General features: G+C 71.4%; 20 protein-coding genes and 1 riboswitch. Of the genes, 10 read left to right on the top strand and 10 right to left on the bottom strand.

Annotation, left to right across the window (positions count from 1 at the left end; translation table 11 throughout):
- The first annotated feature begins 19 nt into the window (after positions 1 to 19).
- Positions 20 to 889, top strand: a complete 870-nt coding sequence (locus GHR20_RS18525) for an HAD-IIB family hydrolase (RefSeq protein ID WP_161215128.1) — start codon at positions 20 to 22, stop codon at positions 887 to 889.
- On the opposite strand, the gene cydD is transcribed toward GHR20_RS18525, so the two are convergent.
- The 4 genes from cydD to hisC all read right to left on the bottom strand — a co-directional run bounded on the left by cydD (position 873) and on the right by hisC (position 8,435).
- Positions 873 to 4,403 (bottom strand): thiol reductant ABC exporter subunit CydD, encoded by a 3,531-nt coding sequence (cydD, locus tag GHR20_RS18520; protein WP_153813805.1) that lies wholly within the window; start codon positions 4,401 to 4,403, stop codon positions 873 to 875. The genes GHR20_RS18525 and cydD overlap by 17 nt on opposite strands.
- A 59-nt stretch (positions 4,404 to 4,462) precedes the next feature.
- Positions 4,463 to 5,467, bottom strand: coding sequence for a cytochrome d ubiquinol oxidase subunit II (gene cydB, locus GHR20_RS18515; protein ID WP_153813804.1), 1,005 nt, complete (start codon positions 5,465 to 5,467; stop codon positions 4,463 to 4,465).
- A 15-nt stretch (positions 5,468 to 5,482) separates the two neighbouring features.
- A complete protein-coding gene (locus GHR20_RS18510; RefSeq protein ID WP_111585734.1) occupies positions 5,483 to 6,991 on the bottom strand; it encodes a cytochrome ubiquinol oxidase subunit I in 1,509 nt (502 codons plus the stop codon).
- 364 nt (positions 6,992 to 7,355) lie between these two features.
- The gene (hisC, locus tag GHR20_RS18505; protein ID WP_153813803.1) at positions 7,356 to 8,435 is read right to left on the bottom strand and encodes a histidinol-phosphate transaminase; all 1,080 of its coding nucleotides are present in this window, start codon (positions 8,433 to 8,435) and stop codon (positions 7,356 to 7,358) included.
- A gap of 430 nt (positions 8,436 to 8,865) precedes the next feature.
- On the opposite strand from hisC, the gene GHR20_RS18500 reads away from it, so the two are divergent.
- The 3 genes from GHR20_RS18500 to GHR20_RS18490 all read left to right on the top strand — a co-directional run bounded on the left by GHR20_RS18500 (position 8,866) and on the right by GHR20_RS18490 (position 12,254).
- Positions 8,866 to 9,978, top strand: a complete 1,113-nt coding sequence (locus GHR20_RS18500) for a LacI family DNA-binding transcriptional regulator (protein WP_111585732.1) — start codon at positions 8,866 to 8,868, stop codon at positions 9,976 to 9,978.
- A gap of 306 nt (positions 9,979 to 10,284) precedes the next feature.
- A complete protein-coding gene (locus GHR20_RS18495; protein WP_148024361.1) occupies positions 10,285 to 11,364 on the top strand; it encodes a metallophosphoesterase in 1,080 nt (359 codons plus the stop codon).
- Between the two features lie 182 nt (positions 11,365 to 11,546).
- Complete coding sequence (locus GHR20_RS18490; protein ID WP_148024360.1) at positions 11,547 to 12,254, top strand: hypothetical protein; 708 nt, start codon at positions 11,547 to 11,549, stop codon at positions 12,252 to 12,254.
- Positions 12,255 to 12,334: 80 nt separating this feature from the next.
- On the opposite strand, the gene thiC is transcribed toward GHR20_RS18490, so the two are convergent.
- A complete protein-coding gene (gene thiC, locus GHR20_RS18485; protein WP_111585729.1) occupies positions 12,335 to 14,119 on the bottom strand; it encodes a phosphomethylpyrimidine synthase ThiC in 1,785 nt (594 codons plus the stop codon).
- A riboswitch (TPP riboswitch) is annotated at positions 14,112 to 14,289 on the bottom strand. It overlaps the preceding gene by 8 nt.
- Positions 14,290 to 14,361: 72 nt before the next feature.
- Between thiC and GHR20_RS18480 the strand changes: the two genes are divergently transcribed.
- The gene (locus tag GHR20_RS18480) at positions 14,362 to 15,870 is read left to right on the top strand and encodes a YibE/F family protein (protein ID WP_153813802.1); all 1,509 of its coding nucleotides are present in this window, start codon (positions 14,362 to 14,364) and stop codon (positions 15,868 to 15,870) included.
- Between the two features lie 198 nt (positions 15,871 to 16,068).
- Here the strand turns inward: GHR20_RS18480 and GHR20_RS18475 are convergent, their stop codons facing one another.
- The 4 genes from GHR20_RS18475 to GHR20_RS18460 form a co-directional block, all read right to left on the bottom strand.
- A complete protein-coding gene (locus tag GHR20_RS18475) occupies positions 16,069 to 16,506 on the bottom strand; it encodes an SsgA family sporulation/cell division regulator (RefSeq protein ID WP_111585728.1) in 438 nt (145 codons plus the stop codon).
- Positions 16,507 to 16,604: 98 nt separating this feature from the next.
- Positions 16,605 to 17,465, bottom strand: a complete 861-nt coding sequence (locus GHR20_RS18470) for an IclR family transcriptional regulator C-terminal domain-containing protein (protein WP_275549714.1) — start codon at positions 17,463 to 17,465, stop codon at positions 16,605 to 16,607.
- A 200-nt stretch (positions 17,466 to 17,665) separates the two neighbouring features.
- Complete coding sequence (locus GHR20_RS18465) at positions 17,666 to 17,878, bottom strand: DUF5326 family protein (RefSeq protein ID WP_111585727.1); 213 nt, start codon at positions 17,876 to 17,878, stop codon at positions 17,666 to 17,668.
- Positions 17,879 to 18,030: 152 nt separating this feature from the next.
- A complete protein-coding gene (locus tag GHR20_RS18460; protein WP_111585726.1) occupies positions 18,031 to 18,348 on the bottom strand; it encodes a cupin domain-containing protein in 318 nt (105 codons plus the stop codon).
- Between the two features lie 59 nt (positions 18,349 to 18,407).
- Between GHR20_RS18460 and GHR20_RS18455 the strand changes: the two genes are divergently transcribed.
- From GHR20_RS18455 to GHR20_RS18435, 5 genes are all read left to right on the top strand, one after another.
- A complete protein-coding gene (locus GHR20_RS18455) occupies positions 18,408 to 18,785 on the top strand; it encodes a phage holin family protein (protein ID WP_111585725.1) in 378 nt (125 codons plus the stop codon).
- 6 nt (positions 18,786 to 18,791) lie between these two features.
- Positions 18,792 to 19,313, top strand: coding sequence for a low molecular weight protein-tyrosine-phosphatase (locus GHR20_RS18450; RefSeq protein ID WP_153813801.1), 522 nt, complete (start codon positions 18,792 to 18,794; stop codon positions 19,311 to 19,313).
- Entirely contained in the window at positions 19,310 to 20,473 is a 1,164-nt protein-coding gene (locus tag GHR20_RS18445) for a cystathionine gamma-lyase (protein WP_153813800.1), read from the top strand. Before GHR20_RS18450 ends, GHR20_RS18445 begins: the two co-directional genes overlap by 4 nt.
- A gap of 251 nt (positions 20,474 to 20,724) precedes the next feature.
- A complete protein-coding gene (locus GHR20_RS18440; RefSeq protein ID WP_111585722.1) occupies positions 20,725 to 21,207 on the top strand; it encodes an NUDIX hydrolase in 483 nt (160 codons plus the stop codon).
- A gap of 88 nt (positions 21,208 to 21,295) precedes the next feature.
- Complete coding sequence (locus tag GHR20_RS18435; RefSeq protein ID WP_153813799.1) at positions 21,296 to 22,162, top strand: GNAT family N-acetyltransferase; 867 nt, start codon at positions 21,296 to 21,298, stop codon at positions 22,160 to 22,162.
- 66 nt (positions 22,163 to 22,228) lie between these two features.
- Here the strand turns inward: GHR20_RS18435 and GHR20_RS18430 are convergent, their stop codons facing one another.
- A complete protein-coding gene (locus GHR20_RS18430) occupies positions 22,229 to 22,648 on the bottom strand; it encodes a heme-binding protein (protein ID WP_153813798.1) in 420 nt (139 codons plus the stop codon).
- Between the last annotated feature and the right edge of the window lie 22 nt (positions 22,649 to 22,670).

The raw sequence follows: 22,670 nt of genomic DNA, 5'->3' as shown, positions 1-22,670 counted from the left end.
TATGCGCGAGAATGACCGGATGACCTCAGCGACCAGGCAACCCGGGACCCCCGCCGCCGCGATCCGCCCGCGGCTGATCGCCACCGACCTCGACGGCACCCTGCTGCACGACGACAAGTCGGTCTCCCCGCGGACCGTCGCCGCCCTGGCCGCCGCCGAGCAGGCGGGCATCGAGGTCTTCTTCGTCACCGGCCGCCCGGCCCGCTGGATGGACGTCGTCAGCGACCATGTGCACGGCCACGGGCTGGCCATCTGCGGCAACGGCGCCGCCGTGGTCGACCTGCACGGCGGCCCCGGCGCCCACCGGTTCACCATGGTGCGCGAGCTGGCCCGCGCCAACGCCCTGGACGCCGTGCGGCTGCTGCGCGAGGCGGCGCCCGGCACGGCGTTCGCGGTCGAGCAGACCTACGGCTTCCACCAGGAGCCCGCCTATCCCCGGCTGCACATGGAGGTGCCGGGCCACCGGCTGCCCGCCGAGGAGCTGCTCGCACCGGACGGCCCGACCGCCGCGCAGCCCGTGCTCAAGATCCTCGCCCACCACGCCACCCTCGACCCCGACGCCTTCCTCACCCTGGCCCGCCTGGCCGTCGGTGAGCGCGCCACGGTCACCCGCTCCAGCCCCAGCGCCCTGCTGGAGCTCAGCGGCCCGGGGGTCTCCAAGGCCAGCACGCTCGCCCTGTGCTGCGCCGAGCGCGGTATCTCGCCCGAGGAGGTCGTCGCCTTCGGGGACATGCCCAACGACATCGACATGCTGACCTGGGCCGGGCAGTCGTACGCCATGGGCAACGCGCACCCCGACGCCGTGGCCGCCGCCTCCGGCCGCACCGCCGCCAACACGGAGGACGGCGTGGCGCTCGTGATCGAACGGCTGCTCACGCAGCACGGGTAGCCCCGCACGGGGCTCCCGCCAGCGACTCCGTCTCCGTCTCGCGGCGCACCATCGCGCGCAGCGGACCGTCCACCGCGGCGAGTTCCGCGTAGGGGCCCCGCTGTACGACACGGCCCGCGTCCAGCACCAGGACCTCGTCCACCTCGCCGAGACCGGCGAGCCGGTGGGTGATCAGCAGGGTCGTACGGCCCTCGGTGGCGGCCAGCAGATCGGCGGTGAGGGCGTCGGCCGTCGGCAGGTCCAGGTGTTCGGCCGGCTCGTCCAGGACCAGCACGGGGAAGTCGGCGAGCAGCGCGCGGGCCAGCGCGAGGCGCTGCCGCTGGCCGCCGGACAGCCGCGCCCCGTGCTCGCCGACCAGCGTGTCCAGACCGTCGGGCAGCCCGTCCACCCAGTCGAGCAGCCGGGCCCGCGCCAGCGCCCCGCGCAGCTCGGCCTCGGTGGCGCCCTTCCTGGCCAGCAGCAGGTTCTCGCGCACCGAGCTGTCGAAGAGGTGCGCGTCCTGGGCGCACAGCCCGACCAGCCGCCGCACCTCGTCGCCGGGCAGCTCGCGGGCGTCCACCCCGGCGAGGGTGTAGGAGCCGGCGCGCGGGTCCAGGAAGCGCAGCAGCACCTGGGCGAGGGTCGTCTTGCCGGAGCCGGAGGCCCCCACCACGGCGATCCGGCGGCCCCGCTCCAGCGTCAGATCGAGCCCGGCCAGCGCCTCCCCGCGCTGCCCCTCGTGCCGCGCGGCCAGTCCCTTCAGGACCAGCGGGAACGGTGTCGCGGGCGCCGGGCGGGGCCGCTCGGGCTCGCGCACCGGCTCCGGCGCGTCCAGCACCTCCCGCACCCGCTCCGCGCTGCGCCGCACCCGCTGTCGGTGGCGGACGGCGAGCGGCATCCCGAGGACGGCCTCGAACGCGGCCAGCGGGGTGAGGACGACGACGGCCAGCGCGACACCGCCGAGCCGTCCGGCCGCCACCGCCTGGACGCCGGACAGCGCCATGGCCGTGACGGTCAGGCCGGAGATCAGCGCGGTGAGCCCGTCGCCGAGCGCGGTGGCGGCGGCGGCGCGCGAGGCGATCCGGGTCAGCGCGCCGTCCGCCCGCCTCGCCGCGCCGGTACGGGCGGGCAGCGCGCCGGCCACGGTCAGCTCGGCGGTGCCGGTGAGCAGATCGGTGACGCGGGTCGCGAGTTCGCCGCGAGCGGGGGCCAGCCGGCGCTCGGTGTGCCGGGCCGCGGCCGCGGTCACCAGGGGCACACCGGCCCCGGCCGCGAGCAGGCCCAGCGCGAGGGCCGCGCCCGCCTCGGGCAGCAGCCAGGCCGTGAAGCCGACGGTCGCACCGGAGACGAGCAGGGCGACGGAGGCGGGCAGCAGCCAGCGCAGCCAGTAGTCCTGGAGTTCGTCCACGTCCGCGACCAGGCGGGTCAGCAGATCACCGCGGCGGGCGTCGCGCAGCCCGGCGGGGGCCAGGCGTTCGAGCCGCCGGTAGACCGCGACCCGGGTGTCGGCCAGCATCCGCAGCACGGCGTCGTGCGAGACCAGCCGCTCGGCATAGCGGAACACGGCCCGCCCGATCCCGAACGCCCGCGTCGCCGTGACGGCCACCATCAGATACAGCACCGGCGGCTGCTGCGAGGCCCGCGAGATCAGCCATCCCGAGGTCGCCATCAGCCCCACGGCGCTGCCGAGCGCGAGACTCCCCAGCACCAGTGCCAGCACCAACCGCCCCCGCCGGGCCCCGGCCAGCCCACGGACCCAGCCGAGGGCGCTGCGGGTGCGGTCCGACGCAGTGGGCGGTGCGGGCATCGGCGACGGCTCGGAGGGCGTGGCGTCAGGCGCCTCGGGCTCCTCGGCCAGGGCCGGCTGTCCTGCCGTCCGCTCACCTTCCAGCGCGGGGCCTCCGGTGGCGGGCTCCAGTCGTACGACCTTGTCGGCCACCTCCAGCAACGCGGGCCGATGCACGACCACCAGCACCGTGCGGCCCACCGCGAGCCGCCGCACCGCGGAGACGACCTCCGCCTCGGTCACCCCGTCCAACGCCGCCGTCGGCTCGTCCAGCACCAGCAGCGGCCGGTCCGACAGGAACGCCCGCGCCAGCGCCAGCCGCTGCCGCTGGCCCGCCGAGAGCCCCGCCCCGTCCTCCCCGAGCACCGTGCCGGCACCCTCCGGCAGCGCGTCCACGAAGCCCAGCGCCCCCGCGTCCCGCAACGCCGCCCGCACCGCGCCGTCGTCCGCGTCCGGCCGCGCCAGCCGCACGTTCTCCGCGATCGTCCCGGCGTACAGATGCGGCCGCTGCGGCACCCATGCGATCCGCGACCGCCACTGCGCCAGGTCCAGCTCGGCGAGGTCTACGCCGCCGACCCGCACCCGCCCGGCGGCGGGCCGTACGAACCCCAGCAGCACGTTCAGCAGGGTGGACTTGCCCACCCCGCTCGGCCCGACCAGCGCCACCGTCTCCCCGGGCTCGACGGTGAACGACGCCTCGCGCACCGCGTCCACGGACCGCCCCGGGTACCGCACCGTGACCGACTCGAAGGCCACCGCCCCCGCCGGCACCGCCGCGGTCCCGGACACCGGCACCGGCGTCTCCAGCACCTCGAAGATCTCCTCCGCGGCGGCCAGTCCCTCCGCCGCCGCGTGGTACTGCGCCCCCACCTGACGCAGCGGCAGATACGCCTCCGGCGCCAGCACCAGGATCACCAGACCGATGTACAGATCCATGTCGCCGTGGACCAGCCGCATGCCGATCGTCACGGCCACCAGCGCCACCGACAGCGTGGCCAGGAGCTCCAGCGCGAAGGAGGAGATGAAGGCGATCCGCAGGGTCCGCATGGTCGCCTGGCGGTACTCACCGGTGATCCGCCGGATGGACTCGGCCTGCGCCTTGGCCCGGCCGAACACCTTCAGCGTGGGCAGTCCCACGACCACGTCCAGGAAGTGGCCGGACAGCCGGGACAGCAGTCGCCACTGCCGGTCCGTCCGCGCCTGCGTGGCCCAGCCGATCAGCATCATGAACAGCGGAATCAGCGGCAGGGTGCCGACGATGATCGCCGCCGACACCCAGTCCTCGGTGACGATCCGCGCCAGCACCGCCACCGGCACCACCACCGCGAGCCCCAGCTGCGGCAGATAGCGCGAGAAGTAGTCGTCGAGGGCGTCGACCCCACGCGTGGCCAGGTTGACCAGCGAGCCGGTGCGCTGCCCGCCGAGCCACCCGGGACCGAGCTCCGCCGCCCGCTCCAGCAGCCGGCCGCGCAGTTCGGACTTCACCGCAGCGCTCGCCCGGTGGGCGGCCCGTTCGGTGAGCCAGGCGACCAGGGCCCGCCCCACGGACACCGTCACCAGAAGCAGCAGGGGAGTGGTCAGTCCGGCCAGGGAGCGTCCGTGCTGGAAGGCGCCGACGACCACCTCGGCGATGAGCATCGCCTGGGCGATGACCAGCCCGGCACCGACGGCGCCCAGGGCGACGACCGCCACCAGGAAGAAGCGGGTGGCGCGGGCGTACCGCAGCAGACGAGGATCGACTGGTTTCACGTGAAACAGACCCTTCGGCCCAGAGGGTGTGTTTCACGTGAAACACACCCTCGGCGGACTCAGTGTGCGGGTTCGGCGATGTGCTGGGTGCCGATCCGCTTGCGGAACACCCAGTAGGTCCACCCCTGGTAGAGCATCACCAGCGGGGTGGCGATCACCGCGAGCCAGGTCATGATCTTCAGGGTGTAGGGGCTGGACGAGGCGTTGCTGACCGTCAGGCTCCAGTCGCCGTTGAGGGTGGACGGCATGACGTTCGGGAAGAGCGACAGGAAGAGCATCGCCACGGCCGCCACGATGGTGAGGCCGGACAGGCTGAACGCCCATCCCTCGCGCCCGAGCTGGTTGGCGACCAGCGCGCCCACCAGGGCGACGGCCGCCACGACCAGGGCGATGAGGCTCTTGCCGTCACCGCTGTCGGCCTGCGTCCACAGCAGGAAGCCCACCGCCAGCACGGCCGCGACGAGACCGGCCCAGCGGGCCAGCTGCCGCGCCCTCCCCCGGATGTCGCCGACGGTCTTCAGCGCCGTGAACACCGCCCCGTGGAAGGTGAAGAGGGTGAGCGTCACCAGTCCGCCGAGCAGGGCGTAGGGGTTGAGCAGGTCCCAGAAGCTGCCGACGTACTCGAAGTGCCGGTCGATCTTGACGCCCCGCACGATGTTCCCGAAGGCCACGCCCCACAGGAACGCCGGGATCAGGGAGGTCCAGAAGATCGCCGTCTCCCAGTTGCGCTGCCAGTTCTCCTCGGGCCGCTTGGCCCGGTACTCGAAGGCCACGCCCCGCACGATCAGGCAGACCAGGATGGCCAGCAGGGGCAGGTAGAACCCGGAGAAGAGAGTGGCGTACCAGTCGGGGAAGGCGGCGAAGGTCGCGCCGCCCGCCGTGAGCAGCCACACCTCGTTGCCGTCCCAGACGGGCCCGATGGTGTTGATGAGCACCCGCCGCTCGGCCCGGTCCCGGGCCAGCAGCTTGGTGAGGATGCCGACCCCGAAGTCGAAGCCCTCCAGGAAGAAGTAGCCGGTCCACAGGACGGCGATCAGGACGAACCAGACGTCGTGAAGTTCCATGACTGTCCCCTCGGCCTAGTACGAGAAGGCCATCGGCCGGTCGGCGTCACGGGTGTCGCCGCCGATCTTCGTGGGCGGGTTGAGGTCGTCCTCGGTCAGCTCGGGCGGCCCGGCCTTGATGTACTTCGCGAGCAGCCTGACCTCGATCACCGCGAGGATCGCGTACAGCGAGGTGAAGACGATCATCGAGGTGAGGACCTCGCCCTGGGAGACACCGGGGGAGACCGCGTCCCGGGTCTGGAGCACGCCGTAGACGACCCACGGCTGACGGCCCATCTCGGTGAAGATCCAGCCCCAGGAGTTGGCGATCAGCGGGAAGGCCATGGTCCAGGTCGCGATGCGCCAGTACCAGGGGGTCAGCCCGGGGCCGAGCGCCTTCTTGCGGAACAGCACCAGATGCGGCACCTCGTCCTCGCCGACGCGCAGATGCTCCGGCAGCATGAACTTCTTGCGGGTCAGCCAGAGTCCGGCCAGGCCGATGGCGAAGGACGCCATGCCGAAGCCGATCATCCAGCGGAAGCCCCAGAAGGCGACGGGGATGTTGGGCCGGTAGTCGCCGGGCCCGTACTTCTGCTGCTCGGCCTTGTTGACGTCGTTGATCCCGGGGACCTCCGACGTGAAGTTGTCGTTGGCGAGGAAGGAGAGCAGGCCGGGTATCTCGATCGCGACGGAGTTGTGGCCCTTCTCCACATCGCCGTAGGCGAAGATCGAGAACGGCGCCGGCTTCTGGCCGTCCCACAGCGCCTCGGCGGCGGCCATCTTCATCGGCTGCTGCTTGAACATGACCTTGCCGAGGGTGTCGCCGCTGACCGCGGTGAGCATGCCGGCGATGACCACGGTGATCAGCCCGAGCCGCAGCGAGGTCTTCATCTCGCGGATGTGCTTCTTGCGGGCCAGGTGGTAGGCGGAGATGCCGACCATGAAGGCGCCACCGGTCAGGAACGCGGCGGCCAGGGTGTGGAACGCCTGGCTGAGCGCGGTGTTCTGGGTGAGCACCGCCAGGAAGTCGGTGAGTTCGGCACGCCCCCGGGCCTTGTCGATCTTGTAGCCGACGGGGTGCTGCATCCAGGAGTTGGCCGCGAGGATGAAGTACGCCGACAGGATCGTGCCGATCGAGACCATCCAGATGCAGGCCAGGTGGATCTTCTTCGGCAGCTTGTCCCAGCCGAAGATCCACAGCCCGATGAACGTGGACTCGAAGAAGAACGCGATCAGCGCCTCGAAGGCGAGCGGGGCGCCGAAGATGTCACCGACGAAGCGCGAGTAGTCGGACCAGTTCATGCCGAACTGGAACTCCTGCACGATGCCGGTGACCACACCCATCGCGATGTTGATCAGGAAGAGCTTGCCCCAGAACTTCGTCGCCCTGAGGTACTTCTCCTTCTCCGTGCGCACCCAGGCCGTCTGCAACCCGGCCGTCAGGGCGGCCAGGGAGATCGTCAGCGGGACGAACAGGAAGTGGTAGACGGTCGTGATGCCGAACTGCCAGCGCGCCAGTGTCTCCGGCGCCAAAGCCAGGTCCACGTCGTCACTCTCCTTACTACGCCGTTGTACTGCGGCGATTCGCCCCGACTGTCACGTACATACGGGGCAAACGGGACGCGCTTGTGAACGCGTTCACATTCACAAGCCATTATGGCGCACTGGTTTTCGGCCAGGAAGTCCGGGGTCGCTCCCTTGCCTCGGAGTCAAGATCTCCGAGGTCCCCGGCACGTCCCCCGAAGGGGCCGTTCCTCGCGCATGGATCTTCGGACCATGGGTAACCCCCGCCATGACCTGCGAAGATGTCGCCGATGTCCCCGTTTCACGTGAAACGGGCGCCCGGCAGAGCCGGGCGCCCGTGATGTCCTCCGGCGTGAGCCGGATAACAGCTGCTTCGTGAGCGGGATTACAGATCCCTGTGGAAGGTCTCCGAGACCTTCAGGAAGATGTCGTTCGCCTCGGCCTCGCCGATCGTGACCCGGACGCCCTCGCCCGCGAACGGCCGGACCACGACGCCGTGCTCCTCACATGCCTGCGCGAACGCCGTCGTCCGCTCCCCGAGCCGCATCCAGACGAAGTTGGCCTGCGTCTCCGGCACCGTCCAGCCCTGGGCGCGCAGCGCGTCGACCACACGGGTGCGCTCGCAGACCAGCGAGCCGACCCGGCCCAGCAGCTCGTCCTCGGCCCGCAGCGAGGCGATCGCCGCCTCCTGCGCCAGCTGGCTCACGCCGAACGGCACCGCCGTCTTGCGCAGCGCGGCGGCCACCGGCTCATGGGCGATCGCGAAACCGACGCGCAGCCCGGCGAGGCCGTACGCCTTGGAGAAGGTCCGCAGGACGCAGACATTGGGCCGCTCCCGGTACAGCTCGACGCCGTCGGGCACCTCGGGGTCGCGGATGAACTCCCGGTACGCCTCGTCCAGCACCACCAGGACGTCCTTCGGCACCCGGTCCAGGAAGCGCTCCAGCTCGGCCCGCCGCACCACCGTGCCGGTGGGGTTGTTCGGGTTGCAGACGAAGATCAGCCGTGTCCGGTCGGTGATCGCCTCCGCCATCGCGTCCAGGTCGTGCACATCGCCGGGCGTGAGCGGCACCTGCACCGACCGGGCCCCGTTGATCTGCGTGATGATCGGGTACGCCTCGAAGGAGCGCCAGGCGTAGATCACCTCGTCACCGGGACCGCTGGTCGCCTGGATCAGCTGCTGGGCGACGCCCACCGAGCCCGTGCCGGTGGCGACGTGGGAGGCCGGCACCCCGAAGCGCTCCGCCAGCTCCTGCGTCAGGGCGGCGCACGCCATGTCGGGGTAGCGGTTGAAGGAGGCCGCGGCCGCGGTCACGCGCTCCAGCACACCGGGCAGCGGCGGGTACGGGTTCTCGTTCGAGGACAGCTTGTAGGCGACCGGTCCGTCGGCCGCGGCCGGCTTGCCCGGCTTGTAGGTGGGGATACCCTCCAGCTCGGCGCGCAGCTTGGGGCTCGTCTCGCTCACCGCAGTCCTCCTCGCGACCACCGGCGGACCGTCGACGCCGCCGGCTTCCAATACTGCTCACCATATGAGGATTCGGCTGCCCTGAGTACTGGCCATGGGCAAAGCTCCTGGACCCGCGACCACAACAGGGGCATCACCGGGCATGGCCCTATGAAGGCGGATCTTTCGGGGGGCGCGCCGTACATATATCTATGCGCCGGTGGCTCGCGCCGTAGCGCGCATCACCCGTGCAGGTGAGTTGAGACCTCTTCGAAACATCGGACCATTGGCAGGCTCATGCGCGCCGTCACGCTATGTCTTGCCAAGAAAGCGCTCAACTACCTTTGATTCAGAGGTAGTTAATGCGGCATCACCATGCAGAAACGTGCCTGTCAACGAGTGCATATGCGTCCGCACTACCCCACCGCAAGAGCCCTACTATCGGCTCGCCATGACAGCAGCAGGGAAGCACCAGGTGAGCCGCGCGGAAACCTCACGTCGAGGCAGCCGGCCGGGCCGGGCGGGCATCAGGGACGTGGCCGCCGCCGCCGGGGTCTCCATCACGACCGTCTCCGACGCCCTCAACGGCAAGGGACGGCTCCCGGACGCCACCCGGCGCCATGTCCGCGAGGTCGCCGACCGGCTGGGGTACCGCCCCTCGGCCGCCGCCCGTACCCTCCGTACCGGCAAGTCGGGTCTGATCGGCCTGACCGTGACCACGTACGGGGATGAACCTTTCACCTTCACGGAGTTCGCGTACTTCGCCGAGATGGCGCGGGCCGCCACCTCGGCGGCGCTGGCCCGGGGCTACGCCCTGGTCATCCTGCCCGCGACCTCCCGCCACGACGTGTGGTCCAACGTCGCCCTCGACGGCACCGTCGTCATCGACCCCTCCGACCAGGACCCGGTGGTCGGCGAACTCGTCCGCCAGGGGCTGCCCGTCGTCTCCGACGGACGCCCGGCGGGCGAGCTCCCGGTGACCGCCTGGGTGGACAACGACCACGAGGCCGCCGTCCTCGGCATCCTCGACCATCTCGCCGCCGCCGGCGCCCGCCGTATCGGGCTGCTCACCGGCACCTCGACCGACACGTACACCCATCTGTCGACCACGGCCTATCTGCACTGGTGCGAGCGGGTCGGCCAGGACCCGGTCTACGAGTCCTACCCGGCGCACGACCCGTGCGCGGGCGCCGTCGCCGCCGACCGGCTGCTCGCCCGCCCCGACCGGCCCGACGCGGTCTACGGGCTGTTCGACCCCAACGGCACCGATCTGCTCGCCGCCGCCCGGCGCTACGGGCTGCGCGTCCCGGACGATCTGCTGCTGGTGTGCTGCAGCGAGTCCACCGTGTACGCCAGCACCGAGCCGCCGGTCACCACGCTCTCGCTCAAGCCGCGCCGCATCGGCACGGCCGTCGTCCAGCTGCTCATCGACGCCATCGAGGGCGTGGAGTCGGAGCAACCGGTCGAGCAGGTCATACCGACCGAGCTGATCGTGCGCACCTCCTCCCAGCGGCGGCCCCCGCGCACGACGGTCAGCCCACCGCGGTCCCCGGACGACACGTAGGACGGACCGCGCGACGGCGGCGCGGAAGTCGTTCGAGACGGCGCGGACGGCTTCCGGCGGCGGCCCGGGCGGTGTTCGGCCGGGGCGCCGCGCGGGCCGCAGCAGGCCGGCGGTCCTCCGACCGCCGGCGAACACCTGCCCAAACGGGGCGAAAGCCGCGGCGAAGCGGAGTCTTGTTCCGATTCACCACCCCTGGGTCATCACATGGCGCGACGCGCATTCCTATGATGGGCCCACGACACCGCGGACCGCTGCGACCAGGCAGTCCGAAGCGGTGCAGATGCGGCGCGATGGTGGAGGGGTCTGATGACTCAGGGGGCCGGTCAGGGACCCGAGGTGGAGCGGACGGCGACGCTGCGTGACTTCCGGGTGCCCGCGTATGTCCACGAGTCCGGTCCGTACGTCCCGCACACCGAGCAGGACGACAGCGCGCCGCCCGCCGAGGAGTCGTACCCCGAGGCGTACACACCCACCCAGCGCGATCTCCCGGTGATCAACCGCGGCGACACGCTCCAGCTCCCCGTCGACCCGGCGCCCGCCGCGCCCGCGCCGCAACCCGCGGCAGGACCCGGCCCGCTCTTCGTCGTCGGTGACGTGCACGGCTACCTGGACGAGCTGATGGCCGCCCTGCACGAGCAGGGGCTCATCGACGACGCGGGCCAGTGGTGCGCCGGCACCACCCGGCTGTGGTTCCTCGGCGACTTCACCGACCGCGGCCCGGACGGCATCGGCGTCATCGACCTGGTGATGCGGCTGTCCGCCGAGGCGGCCGCGGCCGGCGGCTACTGCAAGGCCCTCATGGGCAACCACGAGCTGCTGCTGCTCGGCGCCAAGCGGTTCGGGGACACGCCCGTCAACTCCGGTGCGGGCACCGCCACGTTCCAGGCGGCCTGGCTGCTCAACGGCGGCCAGAAGACCGACATGGACCGTCTCCAGGACCACCATCTCCAGTGGATGGCCCGCCTCGACGCCCTGGAGGAGGTCGACGGCTATCTGCTGGTGCACTCCGACACCACCGCCTACCTCGACTACGGCGACTCCATCGAGGCCGTCAACGACACCGTGCGCGAGCGGCTCACCCGCAACGACGCGGACGAGTGCTGGGACCTGTTCCGCAAGCTCACCAAGCGCTTCTCCTTCCGCGACGAGGGCGGCGCCGACGCCGTGCGCTCCCTGCTCGACACCTACGGCGGCACCCGGATCGTGCACGGCCACAGCCCCATCCCCTACCTGCTGGGCGAAGTCGGCTCCGAGGACGGCGAGGAGAGCGACGACCCGGTGGTCGAGGGGCCGCATGTCTACGCCGACGGGCTCGCCATCGCCATGGACGGCGGAGTGACCATGGCCGGAAAGCTGCTGGTGAGGCAACTCCCGCTGGAGCGCTGACCGTTCCCCGGGCGGCCTCCGCCATACCGGAGTACGCGCAGGCCGGGACGCAATTTCCGGCAATCCCCTGTCACCACGCGCCGTCACGGCTCTACCATCGGCTTATCCGTAGCAGGCTCCCCTCCGTCTCTGCCCGACGGCTCGCCGCTGCGCGAGCCCCAAGCCCTACGGAGCATCGGGGGATGCACATGAACAGCCTTCCGCAGCACCTGCGGAGCGAGGACCGCCAGGAGTTCGAGCGGCTCCTCGACGAGGTTCTGCGCTCCGCACCACACCGACCGGAACTGGCCGCCGTGGGACAGCGGCTCAACCCCGCGCAACTGCGCACCATGGCCATCGCCGCGTCCGCGCTCATCACGGCGGCCGCGGCCGCCGAGTACCAGCGCTATGTGCGCATCCGCGACGAACTGCGCCACCCGGAGCAGGCCCAGGGCGCGGCCGGCACCGCCCCCGCCGAGCCGGATCCGGCCGCGACGGATCTCGCCGCCGCACACGGCGCGGGCGCGGTCGCGGTCGTCGCCGTCCTGGCACCGCTGCTGTCCGCGACCGCGGCGGTGATATTCCTGCTCATCGGCTACATCCTGAGAACCCTGGACCCCGGACAGTCCTTCGCCGGCACCATGCTCACCGCCGGCTGGGTGTTCGGGGCCCTGACCGTGGCCGCGCTTCTCGTCGCCGCCGCCGGACTGCTCCTGACCGCTCTGCGCAACGGCTCCTCCCCCGAATCCCGGGCCCGCGACGCCGCCGCCGAGGAGGTCGCCAGAGCCAGAGCCGCCTGGGAGGGCGCCCTGCTGGAACGCGGCATCCTCCCCTTCCTCCAGGAGGCCCTCGCCGACCACCCCGACTACACCGGTTCGGAACAGGCCGACCCGGAACACCAGCCGGACTGACCCACCGGGCGCGGGTCCCCGGCCCGACGAGGCGCCGCTCCGAAGCCGGTGGACCGGCCGGAGCGGCGCTCACGTCCCCGTCAGTCCGCGATCGGCAGGTACACCCGGTTCCCGGCCTCCGCGAACTCCTTCGACTTCTGGGCCATGCCCTCCTCGATCTCGGTCCGGTTGCCGCCGTGTTCGCGGCGGATGTCCTGGGAGATCTTCATGCTGCAGAACTTCGGGCCGCACATGGAGCAGAAGTGCGCCGTCTTGGCGGGCTCGGCCGGGAGGGTCTCGTCGTGGAAGGCGCGGGCCGTGTCCGGGTCGAGGGCCAGGTTGAACTGGTCCTCCCAGCGGAACTCGAAGCGCGCGTCCGAGAGGGCGTCGTCCCACTCCTGCGCGCCCGGGTGCCCCTTGGCGAGGTCGGCCGCGTGGGCGGCGATCTTGTAGGTGATGACGCCGGTCTTCACGTCGTCCCGGTTGGGCAGGCCCAGGTGTTCCTTCGGCGTGACGTAGCAGAGCATCGCCGTGCCCCACCAGGCGATCATCGCGGCGCCGATGCCGGAGGTGATGTGGTCGTACGCCGGGGCGATGTCCGTGGTCAGCGGGCCGAGCGTGTAGAACGGGGCCTCGTCGCAGATCTCCTGCTGGAGCTCGATGTTCTCCTTGATCTTGTGCATCGGGACATGCCCGGGGCCCTCGATCATCGTCTGTACGTTCAGCCGCCGGGCGATCCGGCCGAGTTCCCCGAGCGTGCGCAGCTCCGCGAACTGGGCCTCGTCATTGGCGTCCGCGATGGACCCGGGCCGCAGCCCGTCGCCCAGCGAGTACGTGACGTCGTAGGCGGCGAGGATCTCGCACAGCTCCTCGAAGTTCTCGTACAGGAACGAGTCCTTGTGGTGCGCCAGGCACCACGCGGCCATGATGGAGCCGCCCCGCGAGACGATGCCGGTCTTGCGGTTGGCCGTGAGCGGTACGAACGGCAGCCGCACGCCCGCGTGGACGGTCATGTAGTCCACGCCCTGCTCGGCCTGCTCGATGACGGTGTCCTTGTAGATCTCCCAGGTCAGTTCCTCCGCCCTGCCGTCGACCTTCTCCAGCGCCTGGTACAGCGGCACCGTGCCGATCGGGACGGGGGAGTTGCGCAGCACCCACTCGCGGGTGGTGTGGATGTTGCGGCCGGTGGAGAGGTCCATGACCGTGTCGGCGCCCCAGCGGGTCGCCCAGGTCATCTTCTCGACCTCTTCCTCGATGGACGAGGTCACCGCGGAGTTGCCGATGTTGGCGTTCACCTTCACCAGGAACCGCTTGCCGATGATCATCGGCTCGATCTCCGGGTGGTTGACGTTGACCGGCAGCACCGCCCGGCCCGCCGCGATCTCCTCGCGCACCACCTCGGGGGAGACGTTCTCCCGAAGGGCCACGAACTCCATCTCGGGCGTGATCTCGCCCCGGCGCGCGTACGCGAGCTGCGTCACCGCCTGGCCGCCCCGGCCCCGGCGCGGCTGGCGCGGGCGGCCCGGGAAGACCGCGTCCAGGTTCCGCAGCCCGCCGCGCGGCGAGGTGTGCTTGATGCCGTCGTCCTCGGGACGGACGGGACGGCCCGCGTACTCCTCGGTGTCGCCGCGGGCGATGATCCAGTTCTCCCGCAGCGGCGACAGCCCCCGGCGGACGTCGGTGTCGACGAGTTGATCGGTGTACGGGCCCGACGTGTCGTACAGCGTGACCGACTGCCCGTTGGTCAGGTGCACCTGACGGACCGGCACGCGCAGGTCGGGGCGTGAGCCCTCGACGTACGCCTTGTGCCAGCCGATGGACTTCCCGGCCTCCGAGGACATGTCGTCCTGGACGGAGGCAGGCGTGCGTGCGTCCTTGTTGGTCATGAGACCTACTCCCTACGCCGGCATTACCCGGTAACAGGTTCGGCGGTCGACGCAGCGGCTTCCGTCGTCCGAGGTCTCCCGGGGAACATCGCATGTTCCACGTGAAACATCGCTTCTACGGAGGTCAGCGCCCTCTCAGCCCGGTGCTCCGAGCTCCCGCGTGTGCAAAGGTGTCTCCACGCTAGCGTCATCCGTGATGCGATGAACAGTGGGCCCTCCCCGCTTCTTGCGATGATCTGGCGATGACCCGGATGGACCAGCACCCGTACCAGCCGCCCGGCCCGCGCCGGCACGACGGCTCGGAGCCCCCGAGCCGGGGCCACCGTCACGACCCTGGCCATGCCCAAGCCCCGGCCCAGGTGCCGGTCCAGGGCCCGGCCCATGACCACGGACGCGGGCGCGGGCACAGCCACGGCACGGGCCATGGGAACGGCCACGGACACGGCTCCGGCCATGGGCACGGGCACAGCCACGGTCATGGCCCCGCCGCGCCCGTCTCCCGGCATCTGCGCAAGGTGATCGCGGCGATCCTCGTCCCGTTCACCGCGGCGGTCGTGGTCGGTCTGGTGGTGCTCTGGCCCGGTGGCGCGCCCTCGCACAAGCACAGTGGCGTCGGCTTCGACCGGCAGACCCAACAGGCCACCGTGACCCGGGTGACCGAGGTGAGCTGCGCCTCGGTGAGCGCCGGCGGCGGGGCTCCGAGCGGTGATGGCTCCGGCGGGGCACCGACGGGCCGGCAGTCCGGCGGCACCTGCAAGAAGGCGACCGTCCGGGTCGACACCGGCAGGGACAAGGGCCGTACGTTCACCGAGATCGTGCAGCCCGATCAGCCCCGGCAGCTGCACCAGGGCGAGCAGGTCGTCGCCGCCTACGAGCCGACCGCGCCGAAGGACCTCCAGTACTCGGTCGCCGATGTGGACCGGAAGTTCCCGATGGCGCTGCTCGCGGGCGTCTTCGCGCTCGCCGTCGTGGTGGTGGGCCGGCTGCGCGGCGTCATGGCCCTCGTGGCGCTGGCGGTGAGCTTCCTGGTGCTGAACCAGTTCATCCTGCCCGCGATCCTCCAGGGCTCCAATCCCCTGCTGGTGGCGGTGATCGGGGCGAGCGCCATCATGCTGATCGCCCTGTACATGTGCCACGGCCTGTCGGCCCGTACGTCGGTGGCGGTGCTCGGCACGCTGATCTCGCTGAGCCTGATCGGCCTGCTCGGCTCCGTGTTCATCGGCTGGGCCGCCCTGACCGGCAACACCGACGACAGCACCGGTCTGATCCACGGGCTGTACCCGAAGATCGACATGAGCGGCCTGCTGCTGGCCGGGGTCATCATCGGCTCGCTCGGCGTCCTGGACGATGTGACGGTCACCCAGACCTCCGCCGTCTGGGAGCTGCACGAGGCCAACCCCACGATGGGTCCGCGCGGTCTGTACCGGGCGGCCATCCGCATCGGCCGCGACCACATCGCGTCGGTCGTCAACACCCTCGTACTCGCCTACGCGGGCGCCGCGCTGCCGCTGCTGCTGCTGTTCTCCATCGCGCAGAGCAGCGTGGGGACGGTGGCCAACAGCGAGCTGGTGGCGGAGGAGATCGTGCGCACCCTGGTGGGCTCCATCGGGCTGGTCGCCTCGGTACCGGTCACCACCGCCCTCGCCGCCCTGGTGGTGGCGGCCGACCGGAGCGCCCCGGGCACGGAGACCCCGACCGGCACCCAGCCCCTGCCGGCCCGTGGCGGCCGGGGGCGGCGCCGGAAGCGGTGAGGCGGGGCGGGCCGTCCGGCAGGGGACCGGACACCGCCCGCCGCCCCGCGCGAAGGCCGACGCGGAGACCGACGGAGAAGCCGACGTGGCAGCCTGCGTGGCGGCCCGTACGAGGGCCTGTGCGGGGCCCCCTGAAGAAGCGTTACTGCACGGCCCCGTAGCACCGGGCGGAGCGTCCGCGCCCCGTCCCTCGGCGGCTCAGCCCGCGCTCTGCTCCTCGGCGAGAATCCGGTCCAGCGCCTCGTCCAGATGCGCGTCGAAGTCGGCGAGCGCGCCCTCCTGCCCGAGCGGCACCAGCTTGTCCGTGCGATCGAGGAAGGCCACGAGCGGTGCCGCCGACGAACGGAACAGGGCCTGGTCACCGCCGACCTGAAGCCTGATCAGCACCTCGCCCAGCACCTCGGCCTCGACGGGGGAGATCCGCACATCCCCCTCCCCGCACGGCCGTCCGACGCCGTCGATCAGCAGTTCCCGACCGAAGACCCAGGTCACCGGGGCATCGCCGGGCAGATGGAAGGTGAGCCGCACGGCGTAGGGATCGCCTGTCTCGTAGCGCAACTCCACCGGAATGCGGAAGGAGAGCTCCTCCGAGACGAGAAAGCTCATCATGACCTCTGCCTGTACGGACTCGCGCATCGCCTACCCCGTCATATGACATCGACTGGCCGGGTTTGATCCCTCTGACCGTGGTAAATCTTGCTGAAAGTACACAGTGGATCACAAGGAGTAAGTTTTCAGATACTGATAGAGAGGGTCAGAGATCCCAGATTCCGCCCGATCTCCGTGTGAAGCCGCCGCGCCGCGGGCAGCAGCCGGTCGGCCTGGTGGGCCGGGAGGGAAAGGGCCACGGTGGCCGCGGTCGCGCCGACCGTGATGGGCACCGCCGCGCAGACCGTGCCGAGCGCGTACTCCTGGCGCTCCGTCACCGGCGCCATGCGCCGCACCCGGGCCAGCCGCCTCAGCAGGGCGTCGCTGTCGCGCACGGTGTAGGGCGTGAGGGCCTGGACCGGATAGCGGGCGAGATACTCGCGCCGGGCGTCCTCGTCCAGCTGGGAGAGCAGGCACTGTCCGATGGCGTGCGCGTGCCCGGTCTCGCGGAAGTCGGCCCACTCCTCGGCCGCGGGGGCCTCACGGGAGTCGGCGACGCAGAGGACCTCGACCTCGCCGTCCCGGTACATCGCGTAGTACATCGGGGCGCCGATGGAATCGCGCCAGTGCGCGAGGGTGTCCACGACTCTGCCGCGACGTTTCTCCCGCGCCCCGCTGCTGCTCAGCCGCTCGGCCGCGTCCCCGAGGAAGAAGAGCCCCTTGTCCCGGCGTAGATAGCCCTCGTGCACCAGGGTGCGCAGCAGGTGGTAGGTGGTCGGCAGGGCCAGGCCGGTCGCGCGGGCGAGCTGCTTGGCGGGGGCGCCGTACGGATGGGCCGCGACGGTCTCCAGCAGCCGCATGGCGCGCTGTACGGAGCCGATGAGGGTCGCGGGGGCCGGCTGCGGCGGGACGGCCATCCCGGACGGCCGCCGGGCCGGTGGGGTGCGGGGGCGTGGCTGGGCGGGGAGTGCGGGGGTTTTCGCCGGTGCGGTGTCGACCGTGGCCAAGGGGAACTCCGGAAGCGCGTGGGGGCAGCCCGTGCGTCGGCGGGAAGCACGGATGGGTTTCTGCGCCACCCACGGGGCCGCACCCCGTGGGGAGTTCCGGACTCTAACCGGCCGCCACCGGGTGCGGCCGGGCTCACGGGGAAACTTCCCTCGCCCGAGGGAACCGGCACCCCCTTACCGGTCACCGGTTCCCGCGTGTCTCACCAGTCGCCGTGCGAGGAGGAGCTGGACATGAACTTGCGCACGATGTAGATCAGTCCGCCGACCAGGGCGACGAAGACCAGCGCCTTGAACAGCAAGCCGATCACGAAGCCGACCACGCTCGCTATCAGGCCGCCGAACACGACCAGGGCGATGACCGGCACCGCGACCCACTTCACCCACCACGGCAGTCCCGCGAAGATCCCTCGCATGGCCCTCGTCCTTCTCGTCTCGTGCGTACGTGTACGTCGCGTACGGTCCCGATGTCCTGCACTCGATGCTAGAGCCCGGGGACGGCCCGGCGGGGGCCTCGCAGCCCTTGTCCTCCCCTGAGCCGTCCCCTAGGGAACCCGGAGTCCGACCCTCACGCCTCGGGTGGAGAGAACACGACGAGAACCCTCAGATCCTCGCTGATGTGGTGGAACTTGTGGGCGACACCGGCGGGCACGTACACCACGCTGCCCCGCGCCACCTCGGTCGTCTCCAGGCCCACGGTGATCGACGCCCGGCCGCTGACGACGAAGTACACCTCGTCCTGCCGGTGCGGCTGCTGCGGGTCGTGCGCGCCCGCGTCGAGGGCGTAGAGACCGACCGACATGTTCCGCTCCCGCAGGAACTGAAGGTAGGCACCCTCGTTGGCGGCGCGCTCCGCCTCAAGATCGTCCAGTCGGAATGCCTTCATCCGCTTCGTCGCCCTCGCCTCGCTGCTCGCTTCCGATCGGGTCTGCCACGATCGGACACATGAAGAACTTCGTCATCAAGACGATCGTCAACGCGGGCGCGCTCGCGGTGGCCGTCTGGCTCCTCGACAAGATCACCCTGACCGGTGCAGGCACGGCCAAGAAGGCCGGCACGCTGATCGTCGTAGCGCTGATCTTCGGCCTGGTGAACTCGCTGGTCAAGCCGATCCTGAAGGTGCTCACCTTCCCGCTGTTCATCCTGACCCTGGGTCTGATCACCCTGATCGTCAACGCGCTGATGCTGCTGCTGACGTCCTGGGTGTGCGGCAAGCTCCAGTTGAGCTTCCATGTGGAGGGGTTCTGGACGGCCGTGCTCGGCGGTCTGATCATCTCGGTCGTCTCCTGGGCCCTGCACATGATCCTTCCGGACGAGGACTGAGCGCCCATGACCTACCGCGTCTGCTTCGTGTGCACCGGCAACATCTGCCGTTCCCCGATGGCCGAGTACGTCTTCCGCGCGCGGGTGGCGGAGGCCGGGCTGGCGGACCGGGTGGAGATCGACAGCGCGGGTACCGGCGGCTGGCACGAGGGCGAGGCCGCCGACCCGCGCACCGTCGCGGTCCTCCAGGACGGCGGCTACGACTGCGACCACCTCGCACGCCGGTTCCAGACCTCCTGGTTCGCCCGCCGCGACCTCGTGATCGCCCTCGACGCCGGCCATCTGCGGGACCTGCGGCGTCTGGCGCCCACCGAGGACGACGCGCGCAAGGTCCGCCTGCTGCGCGCGTACGCCCACCGCTCGCCCGGCGCCCTCGCGCCGGACGAGCCCCTGGGTGACGACCTCGACGTGCCGGACCCGTACTACGGCGGCCCGGACGGTTTCGAGGAATGCCTCGCGATGGTGGAGGAGGCGAGCACCGGACTGCTCGCCGCCGTACGGGAGCACCTGGAGGGACGGGCCGCATGAGCGACGCAACCGTGGGTGAAGGGCCCGTGGGCGAGGGGCCCGTGGGCGACGGCACGCGTGCGGTCCGGGCCGGGCTGCCCGAGCCGGTCAAGCACGAGCCGACGCTGCCGGGCCCCGTCTTCGCCGCGCACTTCCATCTGCCGGGCGAGGTGACCGGACCGTACTCCTACGGCCGTGACGACAACCCGACCTGGACGCTGCTGGAGAACGCCATCGGCGAGCTGGAGGCTCCCGGGCGGCCGGACGTGGAGACGCTGGTGTTCGCCTCCGGCATGGCCGCGATCTCCGCCGTGCTGTTCTCCCAGCTGCGCGCCGGGGACGCGGTGGTGCTGCCGTCCGACGGCTACCAGGCACTGCCGCTGGTCCGCGCCCAGCTGGAGGCGTACGGCGTCGAGGTGCGCACCGCCCCCACCGGCGGGGACGCCCAGCTGGAGGTCCTGGAGGGGGCCCGGCTGCTGTGGCTGGAGTCCCCCTCCAACCCGGGGCTCGATGTGTGCGACATCCGGCGGCTGGCGGTCGCGGCCCACGCCCAGGGCACCCTGGTGGCCGTCGACAACACCGTCGCCACCCCGCTCGGCCAGCGCCCGCTGGCGCTGGGCGCCGACTTCGCCGTGGCCAGCGGCACCAAGCAGCTCACCGGGCACGGCGACGTCCTGCTCGGGTACGTGGCCGGCCGCGACGCCGGGGCGATGGCGGCCGTACGCCGCTGGCGCAAGATCGTCGGAGCGATCCCGGGGCCGATGGAGGCATGGCTCGCGCATCGCTCCATCGCCACGCTCCAGTTGCGCGTCGACCGGCAGAACGCCACCGCGCTCGCCGTCGCCGAGGCCCTGCGGCAGCGGCCGGAGATCACCGGCCTGCGCCATCCGGGGCTGCCGGACGACCCCGCGCACACGATCGCCTCGCGGCAGATGCGCCGCTACGGCTGCGTCGTGTCGTTCACGCTGCCCACGCGTGCGCGCGCCGAACGCTTTCTCGCCGCCCTGCGCCTGGTGGAGGACGCGACGAGCTTCGGCGGGGTGCGCTCCACGGCCGAGCGCCGCGGCCGCTGGGGCGGGGACGCGGTCCCGGAGGGCTTCGTCCGGATGTCCGTCGGTGCCGAGGACCCCGAAGACCTGGTGGCGGACATCCTGCGCGCCCTGGACGAGTCGGCGCGGTGACTCCGGCCCTGCCGCCGGGGCACCCCGAGGGGCGCCGTACGGCCCGATTCCGTACGGCGGTCCGAGTCTCCCCCTCAGGGCTCGGACCGTCTCCGGCTCGCAGATCCGCACCCTGGAACGCCGGCCGGACAAGCGTCTCTTCCGGCGATCCGCACCGGGCACGCTCGCTGACGGCCCGGGACCACGCAGCACGGTCGGCCGGTTCCACTGTGCGATGTTTCACGTGGAACCAACCGGGCCACATTCCTCCCATGACCGTCCGACCCGTGGTCAAGCGCACCGCCCGTGCCGTCCTGCTGGACGGCGACGACCTGATCCTGATCAAGCGCACCAAGCCCGGCGTGGATCCCTACTGGGTGACCCCTGGCGGCGGGGTCGATCCCGAGGACTCGACCGTCGTGGACGCCCTGCACCGGGAGGTGTACGAGGAGCTGGGCGCCAAGATCAGCGATGTCGTGCCGTGCTTCGTGGACACCGTGGAGCACATCGGTGAGGACGGCGGCGCGACCGGCGTGAAGGTGCAGCACTTCTTCGTCTGCCGCCTGGCGTCCATGGACCCGTCCCTGCGCCATGGACCGGAGGTGGAGGAACCGGTCGGCGAGTACGAGATCGTCCGCATCCCGTTCACCCGCGTCGGCATCGCGTCCGTCCATCTCGTCCCCCTGTCACTGCGGCACTATCTGGACGGCAACATCGAGGGCGTACGCGCCATGCACGCCCCAGACCTGGGGTAGCGGGCGCGGTCGGCCGGGTGGCCGACGGAGCGATGTTTCACGTGAAACAGGTGGACGCCGGGGGCCTGCTTCGGACAGCCTGACGTGCGTGCCAACTCCTTCCCTCGACGCACTGCCCATCCGTCGTCTGACGCTGCGCGATCTCACCGCCTGCGCCGACCTGTCCGAGGACCGGGGGTGGCCACGCGAGGAACACAAGTGGGGCTTCCTCCTCACCGCCGGGCGCGGCTTCGGTATCGACGACCCTCAGGGTGGTCTCGTCGCCGCGTGCGTCATCACCGAGTACGGCTCCTGGGGACGGCCCGAACTCGGCGCCGTCGGCATGGTCCTGGTCGCCGAACGCCATGCCCGCCGGGGTGTCGGGCGCCGCGTGATGCGGCATGTGGTGTCCACGATGGAGGGCACCCCGCTGACCCTGTACGCCACGGAGAACGGCCGCCCCCTGTACGAGGAGCTGGGCTTCAAGGTGACGGGCCGGGCGGAGATGCTCCGGGGCCGCTTCACCCCCGGAGGGCCGGACCTCGGGGTCAAGACACGGGCCGCCACCGCCGAGGATCTTCCCCGGATGCTGCGCGTGGACGAGGAGGTGTTCGGCGCCGACCGGACGCCGCTCCTCGCGCGGCTGCCGGCCTTCGCGGACCAGCTCTGGGTGGCCGAGGAGGACGGCCGGATCATCGGCTACGCGGCCGCGTGGCCCAATATGGACACCCATGTCGTCGGCCCGCTGATCGCCCGGGACACGGAGACCGCCCAGGCACTGATCGCCTCGCTGGCGGCCGGCACGGACCGGCCGCTGCGCACCGACATCGACGTACGGCACGAGGAGTTGCGGGCCTGGGCCAAGGCCCGGGGGCTGGCCTCGGTGACGTACAACTCCGTGATGACGCATGGCATCACCGATCTCCCGGGCGACTGGACACGCCGGTTCGCCCCGCTGACGGTGGCCGCCGGCTGAGACGTCGTACGACACCGGCCCCGCCGCTCGAAGCGGCGGGGCCGGTGTCCGTTGCCGGCCGGGTGATCAGGCGAGGGCCTCTACGGCCGCGGTGGCGAAGCCGTGGTCCTGCTCCGGGGCGCCGCCGCCGACGCCGACCGCGCCGATCAGCCGGCCGTCGCGGTGGACGGGGACGCCGCCCGCGATGAACAGCAGCGGCCGGTCGAGGGCGGTGGGCAGCGTGTGGAAGAGGGCACCGGGCTGCACCGCGTCGACCAGATCGGCGGTGGGGGCGTTCAGCTGGAGCGCGGTGTACGCCTTGCGGGTGCTGGTCTCCCCGGAGATCAGCACCGCCCGGTCGTCCCGGCGGAAGGCGAGCGGATGGCCGCCGGTGTCCAGGACGGTGACGCTGACGGTGACTCCCGCCTCCTCGGCCGCCCGGCGGGCCGTGGCGACGAGCAGTTCGGCGTCCTCGGTGGTGAGCGGCGCGACGGCGGTGGTGCTCATGGAAGGTTCTCCTCGGGTGTTG

The organism is Streptomyces sp. SUK 48 (genome assembly GCF_009650765.1).
In the GTDB taxonomy this organism is placed as follows: Bacteria; Actinomycetota; Actinomycetes; order Streptomycetales; family Streptomycetaceae; genus Streptomyces.
The sequence above is the reverse complement of the archived record's forward strand: the minus strand, read 5'-3'. Positions and strand labels throughout refer to the sequence as shown.